Genomic DNA, 20,614 nt, shown 5'->3' on the forward strand with positions numbered 1-20,614 from the left:
TGCCCCTTAGTTGAGGGTCTGGGGGGCTTTCGCCGAGATACCGAGCCGTTTCATCTTCGACAGCAGGGTGGTGCGTTTCATGCCGAGCCGGTTGGCGGCGCCCCGCTCCCCCGCAACTATGCCGTTGCATTCGCGCAAGGTGTCTATGATGGTCTGGCGCTCGTCCTCCACACCGTCACTCTGGCCGTTGCCGCCCTTGAACAAGGCCTGCTCGGGCTCGTCATAGACCAGGGTCTCTATCTTGTGATAGCCCTTGAGCGGCATCAGTTCATCCGGGGAGAGGTTGAGCACATGGCCCCGGGTCATTACCACGGCGCGCTCTATGATGTTTTCCAGCTCGCGGATATTGCCGTACCAGGGGAGCGACACCAGCATCTTCATGGCATCGGCCGGGATCGAGGTGATGTTGCGGCGCATCCGCTTGGCGATCTTCTTGATGAAGAAGTTGACCAAGAGCGGTATGTCTTCGCGCCGTTCGCGCAGGGGCGGCAACTCGATGGGAAAGACGTTGAGCCGGTAGTAGAGATCGCTTCTGAAGCGCTTGTTCTTGACCATGGAGAGCAGATCGCAATTGGTGGCCGCCACCAGCCGCACGTCGATGGCGATGGGGTTGCTGTTGCCGACCCGCTCCAGCTCGTGTTCCTGCAATACCCGCAAGAGCTTGGGCTGCAAGTCCAGCGGCATGTCTCCCACTTCGTCGAGGAACAGGGTGCCTTTGTGGGCCCGCTCGAAGCGGCCGATGCGCTGGGTCAGGGCGCCGGTAAAGGCCCCTTTCTCGTGGCCGAACAGATCGCTCTCGATGAGGCCGGTGGGAATGGCGGCGCAGTTCACCTTCACCATCTTCTGTTCGCGGCGATCGCTCAGCCGATGGATGGCCTGGGCGATCAGCTCCTTGCCGGTGCCGGTTTCCCCCAAAATCAACACTGAGCAATCGCTCTGGGCCACCAGTTTCACCTTCTCCAGCACGCTCTCCATGGCGGCGCTTTGATAGATGATGCTGTAAAAATCGGCGTTGGGCTCGAGCTCCGCCACCCGGATCGTCTTCTCGCGGGCGCCGTTGGTGTTGGAGATCTCCTGCTGCGCCTGCACGTTGTTCATGGCAATGGCGGTGCGGGCCGCCACCTGCTCCAGCAGGGAGATGTCGATGTCAGCAAAAAAATCGGCATCCGGGTGGGAGAGGATCAAGACCCCCAGCAGATTGCCCCGATAGCGCAGCGGCAATATGCAGGAGCTGTCCGCATCGGCCGGCAGTATCTGGGTGCTGAAGCGGCAGCTCGAATCGCAACCGTGGCCCTGCTCCCGATAGATGAAGAAGGGCTCGCTATGGCCGAGCACCCCCTGCAGACAGTTCTTCTCGAAACAGGAGTGGTTGATGATGCCGGGCTGATCGCTCTGGTGCTGATTGACCAGATAGCTTTTGAAGCTGTCGGAGGTGGCGTTGTACTCCGCCAGACACAGGCTGCTGATAGCGAAGTGGTGCTGCAGTATGGAGAAGAGGCTCCTCGGCAGCTCGGCGATGCGCACCAGTTTAATCACCGCATTGGTGACATCCACCAGTATCTTGCAGCTGTCGCGCTCCAGACGCAGGGAGTTGGCCTGCTCCAGGGTACGCTCCTTGTCGAGCACGTTTTCGAGCGCAATGGCGACGATGGCCGCCAGCTGGGTCAGCTTGGCCAGGGTCTCCATCGGGAAGGCGTTAGCCTGCGGACTGATAAACTCCACCCCCCCCAGATGGCTGCGGGCCGTGGTGATGGGCAGCTGGCAATAAGATTGCAGCCCCTCATACACCCCGGCCGCCGCCAGCAACTCGCAGCGGTTGTGAAAGCGGGCCACGGGCAGCACTATGGCCTGCTCCCTGGAGAAATAGAGATCGGCCTTGGCGCAGACCAGGTGCTTGGGGCCCTTATCCCCCATGAAGTAGAAGAGGGCCTCCTCCCCCGCCCCCAGATTGAGGATCAGGTTGACCCGGGTCACACCGGCGAAGCAGGCGTCGATCCGGTTCAGCTTCTTGATGAAATCATCCAGGGTGACGGCGGAGAGCAGGTTCTTGGAGAGGGAGAGGAAGCCGTCATCCCAGATGGGTGAGATGTCGGTTAACGGAATGGCACTCACATTCAGCATTCTGGCCTCACGTTACATCTATATGGGTAAAAGATTGCAGTCAGCCACGACGGTAAGCACAGCGTCAGCCATATTCGTCAGATGTTATAATTAATTTTTAAAAACTTAACGCTTAATTATAAAAACTAACATACTTTGAAATAGCGCCGCACTGGCTGACGCATAATAAAGTAGTGCCACTGGCATTACAACCAAGCTAGCCTTGGCCTATATCCACTCACCATCTTGAAATATGTCAACATCGACTGTCAATATTGCGCCACTATCGAAACATCATTATCGCCACAGCGATATCAGAGCCGCACTATCGGTACCGTTCGCTGCATATCGTGACCAAACAGCCTCCATGTTGCCAGGGTCAAGAGGAGATGATCTGGTAGTGATAGAGCTTGAGCCCCCCCAGGATGAAACCGGCCGACAGAAGTTGAAATGCAATCAATAACCCACTGATATTGTCGGCTATTTCTGCCGAGACGGTCTGATGGGTCAGGTAGATGGTCAGCGTCATCAGACACATCAGCAGGCCGTTGACCAGGGTGGTGGAGAGAAAGGCTATCAGCCAGGCCGCCTGCACGCTCAGCGCCGCCAGCACAGCGCCCATGGCGATGCGCGCGGCGATAAAACAGCCGAAGAAACCGAACCCCAGCAGAAATATCAACTCATCGTGCCACCAGAAGCAGACCAGCCCCAATAACATCACCATAAAATAAGCGGAAACATAAAAGATCCCGAATGAGAGAGTTAATTCATTTTTCATGAAGGACACCTGCCAGCTGAAAAAAGGATGAGGGGATCCGGGCCCTGTGAACAGAGCCTGGATCCACTTTATTTAACGACGATTACCCCTTGGCGGCGCTGCGCAATTTCGCCTTGAGCGCGCTGTATTCAGTCTGGACGTACACTTCCGCCTCAGGCTGATCCTCAATACGCTCAATCTTCACCGCGCAGTACTTGTACTCCGGGGTGTAGGAGACGGGATCAAGGTGCTCTATGGTCAGCTCGTTGCACGCCCCGATCCACCACTGGTAGGTCATGTAGACCACACCGGCGTTGACCCGCTCGTTGTAGTTGGCCCGAGTGATCACCTTGCCGCGTCGCGACGAGATCCACACCAGCGCCTGATCCTTCACCCCAAGCTTTTGCGCATCGCTCGGGTGGATCTGCACATAGCCGGGCTCATCGGCCAGGGTCTGCAGCGCCGAGCAGTTGCCTGTCATGGAGCGGCAGGAGTAGTGCCCTACCTCCCGCACGGTGGAGAGCACCAGCGGATACTCAGCACAAGGCTGCTCCAGCGGCGCACGCCACTCGGAGGCGATCAGCTGACCCTTGCCGCTCGGGGTGGTGAACACATTCCCCTCGAACAGGGTGCTGGTGCCCGGGTGATCCTCGGTCGGGCAAGGCCACTGCACGCTCTTGAGATCCGCTATCTTGTCGTAGCTGACCCCGGTGTAGAGCGGGCAAAGGGCGCGCATCTCGTCCCAGATCTGTTGGGTGTCGCGATACTCCATGGGATACCCCATGGCGGTGGCCATCAGCGAGAAGATCGCCCAGTCCGGTTTCACGTTCTCAGGGGGAGTGACCGCCTTGTAGAAGCGCTGGAAGCCGCGATCCGCCGAGCTGTAAACCCCCTCGTGCTCGCCCCAACTGGTGGCGGGCAGGATCACATCCGCCATCTCGGCGGTCTGGGTCATGAAGATGTCCTGCACTATCACCAGATCCATGCCACCCAGGGTGCGCCTGAACTGGGCCAGGTCGGCCTCGGTCTGGGCCGGATCTTCGCCGAAGATGTAGAAGGCCTTGCACTTGCCCTCTTCGACCTTGTGGCCAAGCTCCGTCAGCCGGTAGCCGGGCTTCTGGGAAAGCGACTCAACGCCCCACGCCTTGGCGAACTTGGCGCTGATAGCCGGATCGGCCACCGACTGATAACCCGGGAACTGGTGCGGCAGCATCCCCATGTCACAGGTGCCCTGCACGTTGTTCTGCCCGCGCACCGGACCGCAGCCGGTGCCACGGCGACCGAAGTTGCCGGTCAGTAGCGCAATTCCGGCGAGCCCCTTGACCACATCCACCGCCTGACCGTACTGGGTCACCCCCATGCCCCACAGGATCATGGAAGCAGGCGAGGCGGCATAGGTGCGAATGGCGGCGCGGATATCAGCGGCCTTGAGGCCGGTGATCCCCTCGACATATTCCGGGGTGTACTTGGCGACCGTGGCCTTGAAGGTGTCAAACCCCTCGGTGTAGTTGGCGACGAACTCCTTGTTGTAGAGCCCTTCACTGATCAACACGTTGGCGAAGGCGTTGACCAGCGCCATATTGGATCCGTTTTTGAGCGGCAGCCACTGATCGGCGATACGGGCGGTTTCCACCATGCGGGGATCACACACAATCACCTTGGCCCCGTTCGCCTTCGCCTTGAGGATATGGCGGGCGACGATGGGGTGAGAGTCAGCAGCGTTGTAACCAAACACCAGCAGGCACTTGGTCTCTTGAATTTCGGGAATGGCGTTGCTCATGGCGCCGTTGCCTACAGTTGTCTCCAGACCGGAGACTGAGGGTGCGTGTCACACCCTCGCGCAGTGGTCGACGTTGTTCGTCCCCAGCACAGCGCGGGCAAATTTCTGCATCACATAGTTGGCTTCGTTGCCAGGGCCACGGGCCGAGCCGGTGGTCATGATGGCGTCGGCACCGTACTTCGCCTTGATGGCAGACAGACGGCTGCTGGCAAAGTCGATCGCCTCATCCCAGGAGACGGATTCGAGCTTGCCACCGCGCTCGCGGCGGATCATCGGGCTCTTGAGACGGGGGGTCAGCAGGTTGGTGTCGTTCAAGAAATCCCAACCGTAATAACCCTTGAGGCAGAGCTGCCCCTCGTTGGTCCGGCCGTTGGCGCCTTCGGCCCCCACCACCTTGTCGTTTTCAACCAGCAGGTTGATCTTGCAACCGGTGCCGCAATAGGGGCAGACGGTAATGACTTTTTTCATGACTCACACTCTTGTTTGTTAACGGTAAAAGGCTGTTAACGATAAAAGGCCTTTAACGAAAATGGCTTGTCAGGGGTAGAGCGCACAGAGGCGCAAGCGGCGGCCAGCAGGGGCCTGCGCACGCCATCCAATGCATTACCCTTGTGCCAACACCGGCTGGCGCTGGCAGGCCGCCATCGCCTCGGCACTGGCCAACTGCTTCTGGCGGTTCAGCTCGCCGAGGGACTCCGGGGTCACCAAGCGCAGCGCCTGGGTCGGGCACACCTCGACACAGGCCGGGCCCGCTTCACGGTGACGGCAGAGATCGCACTTCAAGGCTTGCGCCTTGGTCTGCGGGCGCTTGAACAGCGCATCGGCAGCGGGCGCCACCTCTTTCACCACCACCGCCATGGCACCGTAAGGACAGGCCACCACGCAGGATTTGCAGCCGATGCAGCGCGCCTGCAGCACCTTGACGCAACCATCCTCGCTGACAATGGCATTGTTGGGGCAGGCCACGGCACACGGCTTGTCTTCACACTGGCGGCACAGCACAGGCGTGGTCACCTTGCTGCCGACGATCACCTTCAGGCGCGGCTGGAAATAGCTGTCCTTGGAGACCAGATGTCCATCCTCGATGGCAAGACGCAGGCCGCCCTCCCGCTCAACGGTACCCGCGCAGGACGTTGACTGGTGTGACACGGCGCAGGCCACCTCACAGGTACGGCACCCAATACAAAGACTGGGATCTGCAATCACGAAGCTGTTCATAGAGAGGGATCCTAAATGGTTCGTTACACCGGGCCGCCCGCCGACAGGCAAAGAGGCGGCCAGCCCCCACAAAGCATTTATCAGACCAACACGGGCATATGGCCGTCATAAAATCACAAGCCAATGAAAATAAAGAGGTAATCTGGATGGTGAAGACGGTATTAGCCGCAACTGACGAGGGTGACGAAGGGGCCAGCGCCCTGCTCGACATGACAAAAGTGACGAGGTCGACACTGGCTGATAAAGAGGTACCACCCTGCGCTTTTTTAGCTAGCGCGCACAAAAACGCGCCCATCAATAACCGATTTGTTGATCTTGGCCAGATTTCGCGCAGATCGCCCTTTTTACCACTTACCCGATTGGGTATCATGCTTCAGTTGGCAACCACTGCCATTGAAATATTGTTACGCCAGCCTAATCGGCTGACAAGTTTTAGACTTATATACATCTAAACTTACAGGGAAATGTATGTCAGCCCATTACGAAAAAGGTTCTGAGTCAAAAATTACGATTGTATTATCCTGTCCAGGTAAAAAAGAACAAGAACTTAATAAACCTGCAAGCGGGGTGACAGGGGAACATCTAGAATACTTACTTTCTAAATTAAGAGAAAAATATAGTCATACGGATTTTCAACGAGGAAAAATAACAATAGCTAATGCTTGGGGGAAAATAGAATTTAAAGGAAAAAATGGAACTGGTCGTTCTGAACCAACACTATTGGAAGTCCTAGATCAAGATAACCTAAACCGGTTATCAAACGACATTGAGAATACTACCGATTATATCATCTGCTGTGGAAAAAATGCAAAAGCTTCACTGTTAGTATTAAAATACGCAAATAAAATAGACTGCAATTGTAAGGTTATATACATCCCGCATCTTAGTACTAGAGGGTTATGTAGATCAATTTTTGAGGATATTGGTGGGACCGCAATAAAGCCTCAAAGTAGCAATGGAATTACTAAGCGTCTAGATGTAGTAGCTGACAATATTAATAAAGACATGAAATAATAGAGGCTTGTTATGAAAATAATATCGTTATTTAATCATAAGGGTGGCGTTAGCAAAACGACTACCACCTTCAACTTAGGTTGGAAACTGGCAACAATGGGACATAAAGTTCTAGTTGTTGACGCAGATCCACAATGCAACCTAACAGCGCTAGTGTTAGGTTACAACTCTATCGGTGAGATGGATGATTTTTATAAAAACAATCCGTCATGTGATATTCATTCATGTATAAAACCAGTAATTGATGGCTCACTTGGAAAAGTTATACCAGCAGAGCCCATCCAAACACCAAACAAGAATCTTTTCTTGCTATGTGGAAATTTAGAACTCTCTGAAGTAGAGACACAAATAAGTGTGTCACTTACAACAAGCACGGCCATTCCAGCAATCAGAAATATACCTGGTAGCATCGGTGCATTTCTAAGGGCTACAGCGGATAAACATAGTTTTGATTATGTTATTATTGATATGAGCCCAAGTGTTGGCTCACTGAACGAATGTTTACTCATGTCAAGTAACTACTTCATTGTACCAACAGCACCAGATTTTTTCTGCGCACAAGCAATTCGCTCACTTACAAATGTAGTACCTAGATGGAATGTAGAGATTAATCCGTTTAGAGACCCAAGTTTGATTTATCCATTCCCAACAACACCGCCAAAATTCATTGGTTTTATTTCTCAAAAATATAGACCAAGAAATGGTGCTCCAGTCAAATCATTCCAAAAATGGATCGATATAATTAATAGTGAAGTTATTGAAAAACTACAACCTGCTTTAATGAAGCAGGGAATGACTGTAACTAAATCTGAATTTACATCAAAAGTAACTTCAGATGAAGCATTCAATATCGCAAATATTGCTGATTTCAACTCTCTTATCGCTCAATCGCAGAAGCACAATATCCCAGTATTTGCTCTTGATGAGACACAAATTGAGCAAACCGGTACAGTTTTAAGTGTAATGACAGAGAGCCGTGATAATTTTGATAGAACTTTTGAAAAGCTTGCTAAAGATGTAAGAGCTTTAACTATGTAAGGCATTTCCATGATCGAAAGCACATCAATTTTGATGTGCTTTCTTACTCTAGTTGAACTGCCACACATCTATTTCGAATTGTCAGTATCGTAGGGTGCAATAAGCACAGCGCATTGCACCTCTTACCTATTTAAATACTTGGTGCAATTCACTTCGTTCATTGCACCCTACCTTCCCCTCTGGCGAATAAAGACGACATCGCGGCCCAACTGCATCCCCTTTGCCATCCTGCCAGCATTTAATTAGTGATTACTTTATCGTCTATTTATTATCCATTTTGGTAAAAGAGAGTAGCCAAACCACTTCGCTAGATAAAACAAACAGTTGCCTGCATTGTCGCGGCCTATTTCAATCGCCGGATAATTAATTCTCTTACTCAAATTGAACTTTTGATTATTTATAACTGAGCATAGTCCCGCAGAGTGTGTGTCATTATAAGCTTAATGACAGATGAACAGACTGTGTTCCATGACAAGCAGATCACTATTCCGTTAGCGCCCTTTCCCATCGCAATCCATTAATTCTCTCCCGATTAAATATCACGACTCTCTTGGTAGGTCGGGCAGCTGTGCGTTGGCAAACGTGTAAACATCAAACTGACAAGATGAACTCATGAACTGTGATAAACAACAAGCCACTCCCGGCGTTATGCTGGCGGCGATTGGCGTGGTCTATGGTGATATCGGCACCAGCCCCCTCTATACCCTGCGAGAGTGCCTGTCGGGTCAATTCGGGATCGGGGCCGAACCCGCCGTCATCCTGGGATTTCTCTCCCTCATCTTCTGGCTGCTGATCCTGGTGGTCTCGGTCAAGTACCTCTCCTTCGTGATGCGGGCCGACAACGCCGGTGAAGGGGGTATTCTCACCCTGATGTCGCTGGCCACCCGCAACGCCTCTCCCCGCTGGACGCCTGTGCTGATCATACTCGGGCTGATTGGCGGCAGCTTCTTCTATGGGGAGGTGGTGATCACCCCGGCCATGTCGGTGATGTCAGCCATCGAGGGCTTGAGCCTGATGGCCCCCTCCCTCGACCCCTATATAGTGCCGCTCTCGGTGCTGGTGCTGACCCTGCTGTTTGCCATTCAAAAACATGGCACCGCCATGGTGGGCAAGCTGTTCGCCCCCATCATGCTCACCTGGTTTCTGACCCTGGCCGTGCTGGGACTGCGCAGCATCATCCAGAATCCCGAGGTGCTGGGGGCACTCAACCCCGTCTGGGCGCTGCGCTTCTTCGCCGAGTACCAGACCACGTCCTTCTTTGCCCTCGGCGCCGTGGTGCTGGCCATCACAGGGGTGGAGGCGCTCTACGCCGACATGGGTCACTTTGGCAAGAACCCGATCCGGCTCGCCTGGTTTGTGGTGGTGCTGCCCTCCCTGGTGCTCAACTACTTCGGGCAAGGCGCCCTGCTGCTGGACAACCCGGCGGCCATCGCCAACCCCTTCTTCCTGCTCGCCCCCAAATGGGCGTTGCTGCCGCTGCTGGTGCTGGCGACCATGGCGACCGTGATCGCCTCCCAGGCGGTGATCTCCGGGGTCTTCTCTCTCACCCGGCAAGCGGTGCGGCTCGGTTATCTCTCACCCATCCGCATCGTTCACACCTCCGAGCAGGAGTCCGGCCAGATCTATATTCCCGTCATCAACTGGATGCTCTATATCTCCGTGGTGATCGTCATCATGAGCTTCGAGCACTCCAGCAATCTGGCAGCGGCCTACGGCATCGCCGTCACCGGCACCATGGTGCTCACCTCCATCCTCTTCTGCTCCGTGGCCAAGAACAGCTGGCACTGGCCCACCTATCTGGTGGCTGCCCTGTTCGCCCTGCTGCTGGCCATCGACGTGCCGTTGTTTGCCGCCAACCTGGGCAAGATCTTCTCCGGTGGCTGGCTGCCGCTCACCCTGGGCGCCGTCATGTTCACCCTGATGACCAGCTGGAAGAGCGAGCGCTTCCAGCTCATTCGCCGCCTGAACGAGCACGGCAATTCGCTCGAGCCCATGATCGCCTCGCTGGAAAAATCCCCGCCGACCCGGGTGGCGGGCACCGCCGTCTATATGTCGCGGGTGGTCAATGTGATCCCCCATGCGCTGCTCCACAATCTCAAGCACAACAAGGTGCTGCACGAGCGGATAATCCTGCTCACCCTGCGGGTGGAGGATGTGCCCTACGTCCACAACGTGCGCCGGGTCTGCATCGAGCAGCTCTCCCCCACCTTCTGGCGAGTGGTGGCCAGCTACGGCTGGCGCGAGACCCCCAACATGGAGGAGATCTTCCACCGCTGCAACGCCGAGGGGCTGAGCTGTCGCATGATGGAAACCTCGTTCTTTATGGCCCACGAGTCACTGATCATGAAGGAACGCCCCTGGTATCTCTACCTGCGTGGCAAGCTGTTTATGCTGCTGCAGCGCAACGCCCTGCGCGCACCGGATCAGTTCGAGATCCCGCCCAATCGGGTGATCGAGCTGGGCTCGCAGGTGGATATTTGATGGCGTTCTGAGGGCATAAAGAAGGCCAGCAAGAGAGAGGGAGGCATTGGCCTCCCTCTTTTTTTCCGTTAACCCCAATTACCGGCCCCCTCATCCCCATCTCCCGCAAGGGGAGAAGGGAGCAAACCACGACGAGCATATGGCTGCAAACGGTGAAATTCACTGCGTTCTTTGCACCCTGCTCCCGGCATACTGTCGATATATTTGCGTTCTCGTGCGTCCGATTACGCTTCGCTAATCGAACCTACGGTTTCAAAACAGGCGCCTCTATCCGAACAGCGCAGACGAATCACCCTTTCGTCCCTTGTCACGACCCCGCATTCAGCCGTGTCGATACCGTTTTTCGGGGGTGACGAACCCTCCGGGCGGCTTCGTCACAAGTGACGAACGTCACAGTTCGACAGCCACATCAGCGCTTCACCCCAACCACATAAAGATTTTTATTCATTTAAAAACAGCCACTTAAAACCAATTTATCCGTAAAAACCATTCTGGCCCGTATCTTGCCAACCTGCCCCTACTTTCTCCGTTCGCGACACGACAAGGTAGGCTATGAACCGCTTCGTTATCGCTGACCCCAAGCTGTGTATCGGCTGTGGCACCTGTATGGCAGCCTGCAGTGAAGTACACAAGGCGCAAGGTTTGCAGCAAGCCCCCCGATTAACCGTTATGCGACACGAGCAGGCGACCATGCCGGTTCAGTGCCGTCACTGTGACGATGCCCCCTGCATCAAGGTGTGCCCGGTCGAGGCAATTCGCCAGACCAGCGATTGCGTGCAGCTCAACGAGTCGCTCTGCATCGGCTGCAACCTGTGCGCAGTGGCCTGCCCGTTTGGTGCCATCCAGAGCGGCGGCAGCCGTCCGGTGGCCATGGCCAACAGCTACGACACCTATATCCCCTGCTCCATCCGCTCCAGCAATCCCTCCACCTCCGCCGGCCTGCGCTGCTTTGGCGAGGATCTGCTGAGCTGGGAGCCCGGGGTGCGCAGCATTGCGGTCAAATGTGACCTTTGCGAATTTCGCGCTGAAGGCCCCGCCTGTGTCAGTGCCTGCCCCTCCCAATCACTGAGCATGGTCAACGACACTGCCTGCACCAACGCCGCCCGCGACCGTCGTCTGCAAGCGGCCAATGCCCACCCGCAAGGTTCCCCCGCCTTCTCGGCCTCTGCTTGCTCGACCGCCACGACTGCACCTGTTTCACCCGACGCTTCAATCACTGAGGGATCCTGCTGATGTTGTCCCCCCTTGTTATGAGCACCCTGATGCTCTTCCTATTGGGCGCGGTGGCCGGTCTGCTGCTGCAAAAGCAGCCCTGGCTGGCAAACCGTCTCAATAGTGGCTTCGCCCTGCTGGGCTCGCTGGCTGGTGTGGTTGCCGCCATCAAGGCGCTGGCCCAAGATGCGCCCATCGACGGCCAGATCTGGCTGCTGGGCTCGGTCCATCTGGATATGCTCGCTGCACTGATGCTGCTGGTGATCACGCTTGTGGGCTTGGCTGTCTCCCTCTACTCCTTTGCCTATATTCGCGAATATCAGGGCAAGGGGGATGTGGCCATTGGCGTCTTGATGAACCTCTTCCTGTTCGCCATGGTGGGCATGGTGCTGGCCGACAATGCACTGGGCTTTTTGCTCTGCTACGAGCTGGTGACCCTCACCACCTACTGGCTGGTCAAGACCAACCCGGATGCCGCCAAACAGAGCCGCCTTTATCTGGTGATGAACCATATCGGCATGGCGCTGGTGCTGGTGGCCTTCTGGGTGCTCTGCCGCGACAGTGGCTCGCTGGAGTTCGCCGCGCTGCGTGAGCACCATCTGGCGGGCGCATTGGCATCCCTGGTCTTCCTGCTCAGCTTCTGCGGCTTTGGCCTGCGCGCCGGTTTCGTGCCGCTGCACGGCTGGCTGCCGGTGGCCGAGCCCGTTGCCCCCTCCCATATTTCGGCGCTGATGTCCGGGGTAATGGTGAAGCTCGGTCTGTTCAGCATTTTGCGGGTCAGCATCGATTTTCTTGGCGCCAGCCAGCTCTGGTGGGGCTACATGGTGCTGATCTTCGGTGCCTGCTCGGCAGTGCTCGGGGTGCTGTTTGCGCTGGCCGAGCACGATCTCAAGCGGCTGCTCGCCTACCACACGGTAGAGAACATCGGCATCATCCTGATGGGGATGGGGATCGGCATGATCGGCATCGCCAACCAGCAATCGGCGCTGGTGGTGCTGGGGCTGCTCGGCGCCCTCTATCACCTGCTCAACCACGCCATCTTCAAGAGCCTGCTCTTTATGGGCACAGGCTCAGTGATGTTCCGCCTGCACACCCGCGACATGGACAAGATGGGTGGCCTTGCCAAGCTGATGCCCTGGACCGCGCTGGCGTTCCTCATCGGCGCCATGGCCATCTCGGCGCTGCCGCCGCTCAACGGCTTTGTCAGCGAGTGGTTTATCTATCAGGCGCTCCTGTCCATGACCAAGCTCGGCACCTCCGTCGTCGCCCCGCTGGCGGTAGTGATGCTGGCGGTGACGGGTGCCATGGCGGTGATGTGTTTCGTCAAGGTGTATGGCATCTGCTTCTGCGGCGCCCCGCGTAGCGAAAAAGCGAGTCAGGCCCGCGAAGTACCCAATGCCATGGTGGCTGGCACCCTGCTGCTGGCCGCCGTCTGTCTGGTGCTGGGTCTGGGCGCCCCCTGGATTGCCCCCTTTGTCAGCGGCTACGGTCAGGCGCTCGTCTCTTCTCACCTCATGGGCCAAATGAACGTGGCCACTGGTGCGACCCTGCTGCCGCTCGACAGCTCACAGGCGATCCTCTCCCCGCCGGTGATTGCCATCACCCTGCTGGGTCTGTTCCTGATCCCGCTGCTGGTCGTGGCCATCTTCAAGGGGCCCAAGCTCGGTCGTCGTCACGCTGGCACGCCGTGGGCCTGCGGTTACGCCTATGAGGAGCGCATGAGCCTCACCTCCGGCAGTGTCACCCACACCTTGCGCCAGCTCTGCGCGCCGCTCTATCGCAAACAGCCCCAGCTTGATCTGGCCACTGCTCTGCACGGGGTGAGCGCGTCTCCCTCTGCCGCGGGCTGGCTGTTGCACGGCCTGGTGCTGGCGCTCTTTATCCTGATGGCTGTAGGAGTCTGATATGCCTGTTCTTGAAATGCCGAGCTGGGGCATGGTTGCCCTCGCCCTGACCCAGGCCATCGCCATGCTGGCGCTGGCGCCGCTGGCCACCGGTTTCAACCGGGTGCTGCGGGCCAAAATGCACTCCCGTCAGGGGCCGGGCCTGCTGCAGGATTACCGGGATATCGGGAAGCTCCTGCGCCGTCAGGAAGTGACCCCCGAGCCTGCCGGCATCATCTTCAACCTGATGCCGGCGCTGCTGATCGCAGCCCTCTTGCTGGTGGCGATGGCGCTGCCGACCCTGACCCACGAGTCCCCCTTTCCCATCGCCGGGGATCTCATTACCGACATCTACCTGTTCGCCATCTTCCGCTTCTTCTTCTCCCTGGCGGGGCTGGACAGCGGCAGCATGTTTGCCGGGATCGGTGCCCGCCGCGAGCTGACCTTAGGGATTTTGGTGGAGCCCATTCTGGTGCTCACCTGCTTCATCATGGCGATGATGGTGGGCAGCTCGGATCTGGGCAACATCAGCAGCTATGTGGCCACCCAGCCGCTGGCCGCGCCGATCGCTACTCTGCTGGCGGGGGCCGCCTGCGCCTTCGCGGTGTTTGTGGAGATGGGCAAGCTGCCCTTTGACTGCGCCGAGGCAGAGCAGGAGCTGCAGGAGGGGCCGCTCACCGAGTACTCAGGCGCGGGGCTGGCCCTGCTCAAGCTCAGCATGGGCCTCAAACAACTGGTGGTGGTGCAGCTCTTTTTGGTGATTTTCCTCCCCTTCGGCAAGGCGACCAACTGGAGTCTGCCCGCGCTCATCGGTGCGGCGCTGATCCTCGCCTGCAAGCTGCTGGTGGCCTTTGGACTTGCGGGCATCATCGAGAACTCCATGGCCCGCACCCAGTTCGTGCGCACCCACAAGCTCACCCGCTATGGCTTGGGGCTGGCCCTGCTGGCGCTGCTCGCCTATCTGGTCGGGGTATAACTCATGTCCGCCATCACAGCTGCTTTTTTCGATTTCATCATTTGCGAATTTAAAGTGAGAACTGCATGACCATCGCCATTTCGGATCGCATCGGTTGCGACTATATCCAGCAACTGCGACAGCAACTGCCCCACGCCATCATCGACGAGCAGTGGCAGACCGCCGATCAGGCCACCCTGACCGTCAAGCCCACCAGTCTGGTCGAGACGGCCAGCCTGATCTTCCACCAGCTGGGGGGCTGGCTTCCGCTCTCCTTTGCCAATGACGAGCGCAGCCTCAACGGCCACTTCGCCGTCTACCACGTCTTCTCCATGGAGGGCGACACCAAGTGCTGGATCACCGTCAAGGTGCTGGTAGATGCCGATACCCAGGAGTACCCCTCCATCACTCCGACCATTCCGGCGGCGGTCTGGGGCGAGCGGGAGATCCGCGACATGTACGGCCTGCGCGCCATCGGCCTGCCGGACGAACGTCGTCTGGTACTGCCTGACGACTGGCCGGAGGATATCCACCCCCTGCGCAAGGACGCCATGGATTATCGCCAGCGCCCGATGCCCACCACCGACACCGAGACCTACCCCTTCGTCAACGAACTCGGCAGTGATGCCAACCGCATCGTGCCGGTCGGCCCGCTGCACATCACCTCGGATGAACCGGGCCACTTCCGTCTGTTCGTCGATGGCGAAGACATCATCGATGCCGACTACCGCCTCTTCTATGTCCATCGTGGCATGGAGAAGCTGGCCGAAACCCGCATGGGTTACAACGAAGTGGCGTTTCTGACCGACCGGGTCTGCGGCATCTGCGGCTTTACCCACAGCGTCGCCTACACCACCTCGGTGGAGAACGCCATGGGCATTAAGGTGCCGGAGCGGGCCAAGATGATCCGCGCCGTGCTGCTGGAGGTGGAGCGCCTGCACAGCCATATCCTCAACATCGGCCTGTCGAGCCACTTCACCGGTTTCGACACCGGCTTTATGCAGTTCTTCCGGGTGCGGGAAAAATCCATGACCCTGGCCGAGCTGCTGACCGGCGCCCGCAAGACCTACGGCCTCAACCTGATTGGCGGGGTACGCCGCGACATCTTCAAGGAAGATCGCATCAAGGGTGCCCAGCTGGTGCGCGAACTGCGTGATGAGCTCAAACCCCTGGTGGCCATGCTGTTGGATACCGCCAACATCTCCTCCCGCCTCATCGGTATCGGCAAGCTCGAGCCACAGATTGCCCGCGATTTCAGCTGCGTCGGCCCCATGGTGCGGGCGAGCGGCTTCAAGCGCGACGTGCGCCGGGTCCACGACTTTGCCGGTTACCGCGAGCTGCCGATGGAGATCCAGACCAAGGCGGGTTGCGATGTGCAATCCCGGGTGCTGGTGCGCATCCACGAGCTCTACGACTCCCTCGACATGATTGAGTTCGGCCTTGAGCACCTGCCGGAAGGACCGCTGCTCACCGAAGGCTTCACCTATCAGCCGGGCAAGTTTGCTCTGGGCTTTACCGAAGCGCCCCGTGGCGAGAACGTCCACTGGAGCATGACCGGGGATAACCAGAAGCTGTTCCGCTGGCGCTGCCGCGCCGCCACCTACGCCAACTGGCCCGCCCTGCGCTACATGCTGCGTGGCAATACCGTCGCCGATGCGCCGCTGATCATCGGCAGTCTGGATCCCTGCTACTCCTGTACCGATCGGGTCACCCTGGTCGACCCCAAGAAGGGCAAGTCCACCGTGGTCTCCTACAAGGAGATCGAGCGTTACGGTATCGACCGCAAAAACTCTCCGCTCAAGTAAGGGGTCATCATGATCAAGCTGTTCAAGACCATCCTCAAGGCTGGCACACCGACCGCCAAGTACCCCTTCGCCCCTTACGAGGTGAACCGGGATTTTCGCGGCAAACCGACATATCAGGCGGATCAGTGCATCGCCTGCGCCGCCTGCACCAAGGCCTGCCCGGCCAACGCGCTGGTGATGGAAGTGGATATGGAGACCGGCGAGCGACGCTGGGAGATCTCCATGGCGCGCTGCATCTTCTGCGGCCGCTGCGAAGAGGTCTGCCCGACCCGCGCCATCGCCCTCTCCCCCGAGTTCGAGCTGGCGGTGACCAACAAGGCGGATCTCTATGAGGAGGCCCGCTTCGCGCTGGCCCCCTGCACCCTGTGCGGCACCTACTTTGCCCCGAGAAAACTGGTGGCGCTGGTGGAGGACACCCTCAAGCAGGCGGGCACGCCGCTAGCGACCCCGGAAAGGCTGCACCACTGCCCCGACTGCAAACGAAAACAGAGCATGCTGAGCCAGCCTGACTCGGCCCTGATCACACCGATAGCCACACCGATGGCCGCACAAAAGGAGTGGATGTGATGAGCAAGATCAAAGGCATAGAACCGGTTGTCGGCCATGCCCATACCCGCGCCGTGCCGCTGGCACAGGATCCCGAGATCACCAAACTCAAGAAGACCCTGCTCAAGGACATTCGCCGCTCGGCCTATGTCTACCGGGTCGATTGCGGCGGCTGCAACGCCTGCGAGATCGAGATCTTCGCCACCATCACCCCGCTGTTCGATGCCGAGCGTTTCGGCATCAAGGTGGTCGCCTCCCCCCGCCACGCCGACATCCTGCTCTTTACCGGCGCGGTGACCCGGGCGATGCGGGTACCGGCCCTGCGCGCCTACGAGGCGGCGCCCGATCCCAAGATCTGCATCGCCTACGGCGCCTGCGGCTGTGACGGTGGCATCTTCCACGATCTCTACTGCGTCTGGGGCGGCACCGACAAAATCGTACCGGTGGATGTCTATATACCGGGCTGCCCGCCCACTCCGGCAGCCACCATCTACGGCTTTGCCGTGGCGCTCGGTCTGCTGGAACAGAAACTCAAAGCCACCAGCCACGAGGTGCAACCGGGTGAGCGGGTCGAGTTGCGCCACACCGGCATCCCCAACGAAATCCGGGTGATGATCGAGCGCGAAGCGCGCCGCATGGCCGGTTATCGTCAGGGGCGGATCATCGCCGACGAGTTTATGGCCCTGCTCGAAGGGGCGACCCAGCAGGATGTGGATCTGCGCATCCAGAGCTACCTCGATCAGCACGACGACCCGCGTCTGGCGGAGATCGTCAACAACCTCGCAAACGCCTGCCTTAACCGGGCGGCCGGCAAGGGAGAGGCGGTGCATGGCTGACGAGGTTTTTTTCTACCGCCTCTCCCGCAAGTTCGTCGACGAGCAGTTCGACGTGCCGGAAGAGGCCAGGGAGGTGATGTACTACAGCCTCGCCATCGGCCATCACCTCGGCATCGTCGATTGCCTGCGAGCAGACCTGGTCTGCTCGCTGACCGGTTATCGCGACTGGGTAGCCAAGCTGCCAGCCGGCAGCGAGGCCCGCCGCAAGATGGAGGGATTTCTCACCTTTGGCGAGATCACCATCTATCGCGAGCACTGCCATATGCTGGCCTGCGCCTTCGACCGACTGCGCAAAGCCGACAATGTGCTCGATGAGCAGCAGCTGGGCTGGACCAACACCTTTATGGATCAGCTCACCGCCCTCTATAACGACCCCCACATGTACCTGATGGTAAGGAGCCGCTGATGGGCTGCAATCTCGTGTTGACCGTGGGCAATGCCATGATGGGGGACGACGGTGCCGGCCCCTATCTTGCCGACAAACTGCAAGCCGCCCCCCTGTCCGGCTGGATCCATATCGACGGCGGCATCGCGCCGGAAAATGTGGTCTACAAGGTGCGGGAGCTGCAACCGGAGCGGGTGGTGCTGGTAGATGCCGCCGAGATCGGCGAGAAGGCGGGCACCCTGCAGGTGATCCCCCCCGAGACCATCACCGAGATGTTTATCTTCTCGACACACAATATGCCGCTCAATTTTTTGATCGACGAGCTCAAAACCTTTGTCCCCGAGGTGATCTTTGTCGGGGTGCAACCGGCCATCGTCGCGTTCTCCTTCCCGATGACCGAGATGGTGAGCGGGGCCATGGATTATCTCTATGGCCATCTTGAGGATGCCAAAGATAGCAGTTTGTTAATAAAGCATCTGGCACAGTGGAATATTGCCAACGCCAAGCGATAACTATTTATCGAGTTGTTAACGACCGTTATTGACTGACGCTTTTGGCAATGTGAACGAGGCCCGATGTTAAATTAAAAACATCGGGCTAATTGTGCTGAACTTGATATAAAACAAGGTTCTTTGAATTTTTCAAAAAATCGCTAACCCTCGCTTTTTTATGATGAAAAAAGCGTTGCCAGTCACAGGAATTTGCCACAAAATGGCGGCCGTTACGGAAGTTGATGGGGTCTGGTGGCCTCCTCGGTCTTCAAAACCGATGTGAGCCGAGAAGGCTTTGGCAGGTTCGATTCCTGCCTCTTCCGCCAAATTCACCTATTGAACAAATACCATCTCGCCGATCTTTATCGGTCTGATATTTATGTTTTATCGCTTGTTCAATATGTTTGAAATAATACCTTAATAAAAGGTGCTTGCCGCTTGCCAATATAATCCGAACTCAGGTTATCTCGCTGGCCAAAAATTAATTTATCAGCATCGATGAAGCATTAATTTATACCCGCTCATTGATGCACCCAGTTTGCAGTCATCCGCAAATCGCCAGCAGTGCCATAACCCGTCAGCTCGGCCTCTCTATCGGCAAACCGGTGTGCATATCAAACCCACGCACTGCACTGGTAATCCCATGCCGAACCCGTCTCACGCGCCAGCCATCTCCCACCGCCAGCCCTCATCCGGTCCGGCTGCCGACGATTCACAGCCAGATTCACAGCCACAGCCCAGCCAGCAACAAGCGCGCCGTCTGCCACAAGTGGAACAGCTGCTGCAGCAACCCTTTCTCACCGGGTTTATCGATGCACTGAGCCGCCCGCTGGTGACCCTGGCGGTGCGCGATGTTCTGAGCGAACTGCGCCAGAGCGAGGCGTTTCGCCAGCACGGGGTTGCCCCCGAGCAAATCGAGGCACTCATTGCCAAGCGTTGCCAGCTGCTGCTGCGCCAGCGTCAGACCCGGGTGATCAATGCCACCGGCACCCTTGTTCATACCAATCTGGGGCGCTCGCCGCTAAGTCGCGAGCTGTGGGACGAGGTACGCGACCTCAACACCGGGTACAACAATCTGGAGCTGGATCTCGCCACCGGCAAGCGCGGCGGGCGCAAGGGGCTGATCGCGCCCCTGCTCGGCTGCCTCACCCAGGCCGAGGATTCGCTGGTGGTCAACAACAACGCAGCTTCCCTCTTCCTGTTGCTGCAGGAGGTGGCCAAGGGGCGCGAGGTGATCGTCTCCCGCGGCGAACAGATCCAGATTGGTGGCGGCTTTCGCATTCCCGATATTCTGGCGCTCTCCGGCGCCAAACTGGTGGAGGTGGGCACCACCAATATCACCACAGCCCGGGATTACCTCGATGCCATCACCGATCAGACCGCGCTGGTACTGATGGTGCACAAATCCAATTTCGCCATTCGCGGCTTTACCGAATCCCCCGATATTGGCGAAGTGGCCCGCGCCCTGCCAGAACACGTGGTGCTGGCGGTAGATCAGGGCTCGGGATTGACCACAGAGGAGTTTGCGCCGGACGAAACCTCGGTGCGCCAGTACATCAAGGCGGGGGCGGATCTGGTCTGCTACTCCGGCGACAAGCTGCTGGGGGGCCCGCAATCTGGCATCATCAGCGGCCGCGCCGATCTCATCAAGCGGCTGGAAAAACACCCCATGATGCGCACCTTCCGCCCGAGCCGCATCGTCTACTCCCTGTTAGAGCGCCTGCTCATCCACAAGCTCAACAAATCCCCCATCGGCGAAGGCATTGCCCAGCGCACTTTAAGCAACCCTGCCGCCATGCAGGCTCGCGCAGATCAGCTGATGGCCGCCCTGCCCGGCTGCTTTGTGCCGGTCCCCGCCCAGCTGGTGGTGGGCGGCGGCACCTTGCCGGACGAGTTTTATCCGGCCCCTGCGCTGGAGTGCACCGACCCACGTCCGGCCCAGCAGTTGCTCGATGCCCTGCGGGAACTGCAGGTGCCGGTGATTGCCACGGTACGCCAGCAGAAGGTGCTGCTCAATATGGCCACCCTGCTGCCGACTGAAATGGAACTGCTGATCGCCCAGCTTCACGAGCTGCTGCTACCTGCCTCGATCAATGCTACAGAGGAGTCCTGA

At 57.9% G+C, this 20,614-nt stretch carries 17 protein-coding genes and 1 tRNA gene; 14 read left to right on the plus strand and 4 right to left on the minus strand.

Annotation, left to right across the window (positions count from 1 at the left end):
• Nucleotides 1–6 precede the first annotated feature (6 nt).
• The 4 genes from AACX78_RS13995 to AACX78_RS14010 all read right to left on the minus strand — a co-directional run bounded on the left by AACX78_RS13995 (nt 7) and on the right by AACX78_RS14010 (nt 5,855).
• A complete protein-coding gene (locus AACX78_RS13995) occupies nt 7–2,121 on the minus strand; it encodes a sigma 54-interacting transcriptional regulator (protein WP_159166574.1) in 2,115 nt (704 codons plus the stop codon).
• A 358-nt stretch (nt 2,122–2,479) separates the two neighbouring features.
• Nucleotides 2,480–2,878, minus strand: a complete 399-nt coding sequence (locus AACX78_RS14000) for a hypothetical protein (protein WP_159166575.1) — start codon at nt 2,876–2,878, stop codon at nt 2,480–2,482.
• A gap of 82 nt (nt 2,879–2,960) precedes the next feature.
• Entirely contained in the window at nt 2,961–5,105 is a 2,145-nt protein-coding gene (gene fdhF / locus AACX78_RS14005; RefSeq protein WP_159166576.1) for a formate dehydrogenase subunit alpha, read from the minus strand.
• Nucleotides 5,106–5,240: 135 nt separating this feature from the next.
• Nucleotides 5,241–5,855 (minus strand): 4Fe-4S dicluster domain-containing protein, encoded by a 615-nt coding sequence (locus AACX78_RS14010; RefSeq protein ID WP_043138358.1) that lies wholly within the window; start codon nt 5,853–5,855, stop codon nt 5,241–5,243.
• 146 nt (nt 5,856–6,001) lie between these two features.
• On the opposite strand from AACX78_RS14010, the gene AACX78_RS14015 reads away from it, so the two are divergent.
• The 14 genes from AACX78_RS14015 (at nt 6,002) to selA (ending at nt 20,614) form a co-directional block, all read left to right on the plus strand.
• Complete coding sequence (locus AACX78_RS14015) at nt 6,002–6,307, plus strand: hypothetical protein (protein WP_159166577.1); 306 nt, start codon at nt 6,002–6,004, stop codon at nt 6,305–6,307.
• A gap of 16 nt (nt 6,308–6,323) precedes the next feature.
• Nucleotides 6,324–6,869, plus strand: coding sequence for a hypothetical protein (locus tag AACX78_RS14020; protein ID WP_159166578.1), 546 nt, complete (start codon nt 6,324–6,326; stop codon nt 6,867–6,869).
• 12 nt (nt 6,870–6,881) lie between these two features.
• Complete coding sequence (locus tag AACX78_RS14025; RefSeq protein ID WP_159166579.1) at nt 6,882–7,907, plus strand: ParA family protein; 1,026 nt, start codon at nt 6,882–6,884, stop codon at nt 7,905–7,907.
• 612 nt (nt 7,908–8,519) lie between these two features.
• Nucleotides 8,520–10,388 carry a low affinity potassium transporter Kup gene (gene kup / locus AACX78_RS14030; RefSeq protein WP_159166580.1) on the plus strand — a complete coding sequence of 623 codons (1,869 nt, stop codon included), beginning with the start codon at nt 8,520–8,522 and terminating at the stop codon, nt 10,386–10,388.
• A 552-nt stretch (nt 10,389–10,940) separates the two neighbouring features.
• Nucleotides 10,941–11,621 carry a 4Fe-4S dicluster domain-containing protein gene (locus tag AACX78_RS14035; RefSeq protein WP_159166581.1) on the plus strand — a complete coding sequence of 227 codons (681 nt, stop codon included), beginning with the start codon at nt 10,941–10,943 and terminating at the stop codon, nt 11,619–11,621.
• Nucleotides 11,621–13,504 carry a hydrogenase 4 subunit B gene (gene hyfB / locus AACX78_RS14040; RefSeq protein WP_159166582.1) on the plus strand — a complete coding sequence of 628 codons (1,884 nt, stop codon included), beginning with the start codon at nt 11,621–11,623 and terminating at the stop codon, nt 13,502–13,504. The genes AACX78_RS14035 and hyfB overlap by 1 nt, the downstream gene beginning before the upstream one ends.
• A 1-nt stretch (nt 13,505) precedes the next feature.
• A complete protein-coding gene (locus tag AACX78_RS14045; protein ID WP_159166583.1) occupies nt 13,506–14,459 on the plus strand; it encodes a respiratory chain complex I subunit 1 family protein in 954 nt (317 codons plus the stop codon).
• Nucleotides 14,460–14,524: 65 nt separating this feature from the next.
• Complete coding sequence (locus AACX78_RS14050) at nt 14,525–16,243, plus strand: hydrogenase large subunit (protein ID WP_159166584.1); 1,719 nt, start codon at nt 14,525–14,527, stop codon at nt 16,241–16,243.
• Nucleotides 16,244–16,252: 9 nt separating this feature from the next.
• Nucleotides 16,253–16,810 carry a formate hydrogenlyase complex iron-sulfur subunit gene (locus AACX78_RS14055; RefSeq protein WP_159166585.1) on the plus strand — a complete coding sequence of 186 codons (558 nt, stop codon included), beginning with the start codon at nt 16,253–16,255 and terminating at the stop codon, nt 16,808–16,810.
• Nucleotides 16,810–17,625 carry an NADH-quinone oxidoreductase subunit B family protein gene (locus AACX78_RS14060; protein WP_005301886.1) on the plus strand — a complete coding sequence of 272 codons (816 nt, stop codon included), beginning with the start codon at nt 16,810–16,812 and terminating at the stop codon, nt 17,623–17,625. The genes AACX78_RS14055 and AACX78_RS14060 overlap by 1 nt, the downstream gene beginning before the upstream one ends.
• Complete coding sequence (locus AACX78_RS14065) at nt 17,618–18,031, plus strand: formate hydrogenlyase maturation HycH family protein (protein ID WP_159166586.1); 414 nt, start codon at nt 17,618–17,620, stop codon at nt 18,029–18,031. The genes AACX78_RS14060 and AACX78_RS14065 overlap by 8 nt, the downstream gene beginning before the upstream one ends.
• On the plus strand, nt 18,031–18,522 hold the full coding sequence (hycI, locus tag AACX78_RS14070; protein ID WP_159166587.1) for a hydrogenase maturation peptidase HycI: 492 nt from the start codon (nt 18,031–18,033) through the stop codon (nt 18,520–18,522). The genes AACX78_RS14065 and hycI overlap by 1 nt, the downstream gene beginning before the upstream one ends.
• A gap of 213 nt (nt 18,523–18,735) precedes the next feature.
• Nucleotides 18,736–18,827 (plus strand) — tRNA-Sec (locus AACX78_RS14075).
• A 317-nt stretch (nt 18,828–19,144) separates the two neighbouring features.
• Complete coding sequence (selA, locus tag AACX78_RS14080; RefSeq protein ID WP_159166588.1) at nt 19,145–20,614, plus strand: L-seryl-tRNA(Sec) selenium transferase; 1,470 nt, start codon at nt 19,145–19,147, stop codon at nt 20,612–20,614.

The organism is Aeromonas sp. 9A, from assembly GCF_963900955.1.
GTDB lineage: Bacteria > Pseudomonadota > Gammaproteobacteria > Enterobacterales > Aeromonadaceae > Aeromonas > Aeromonas salmonicida.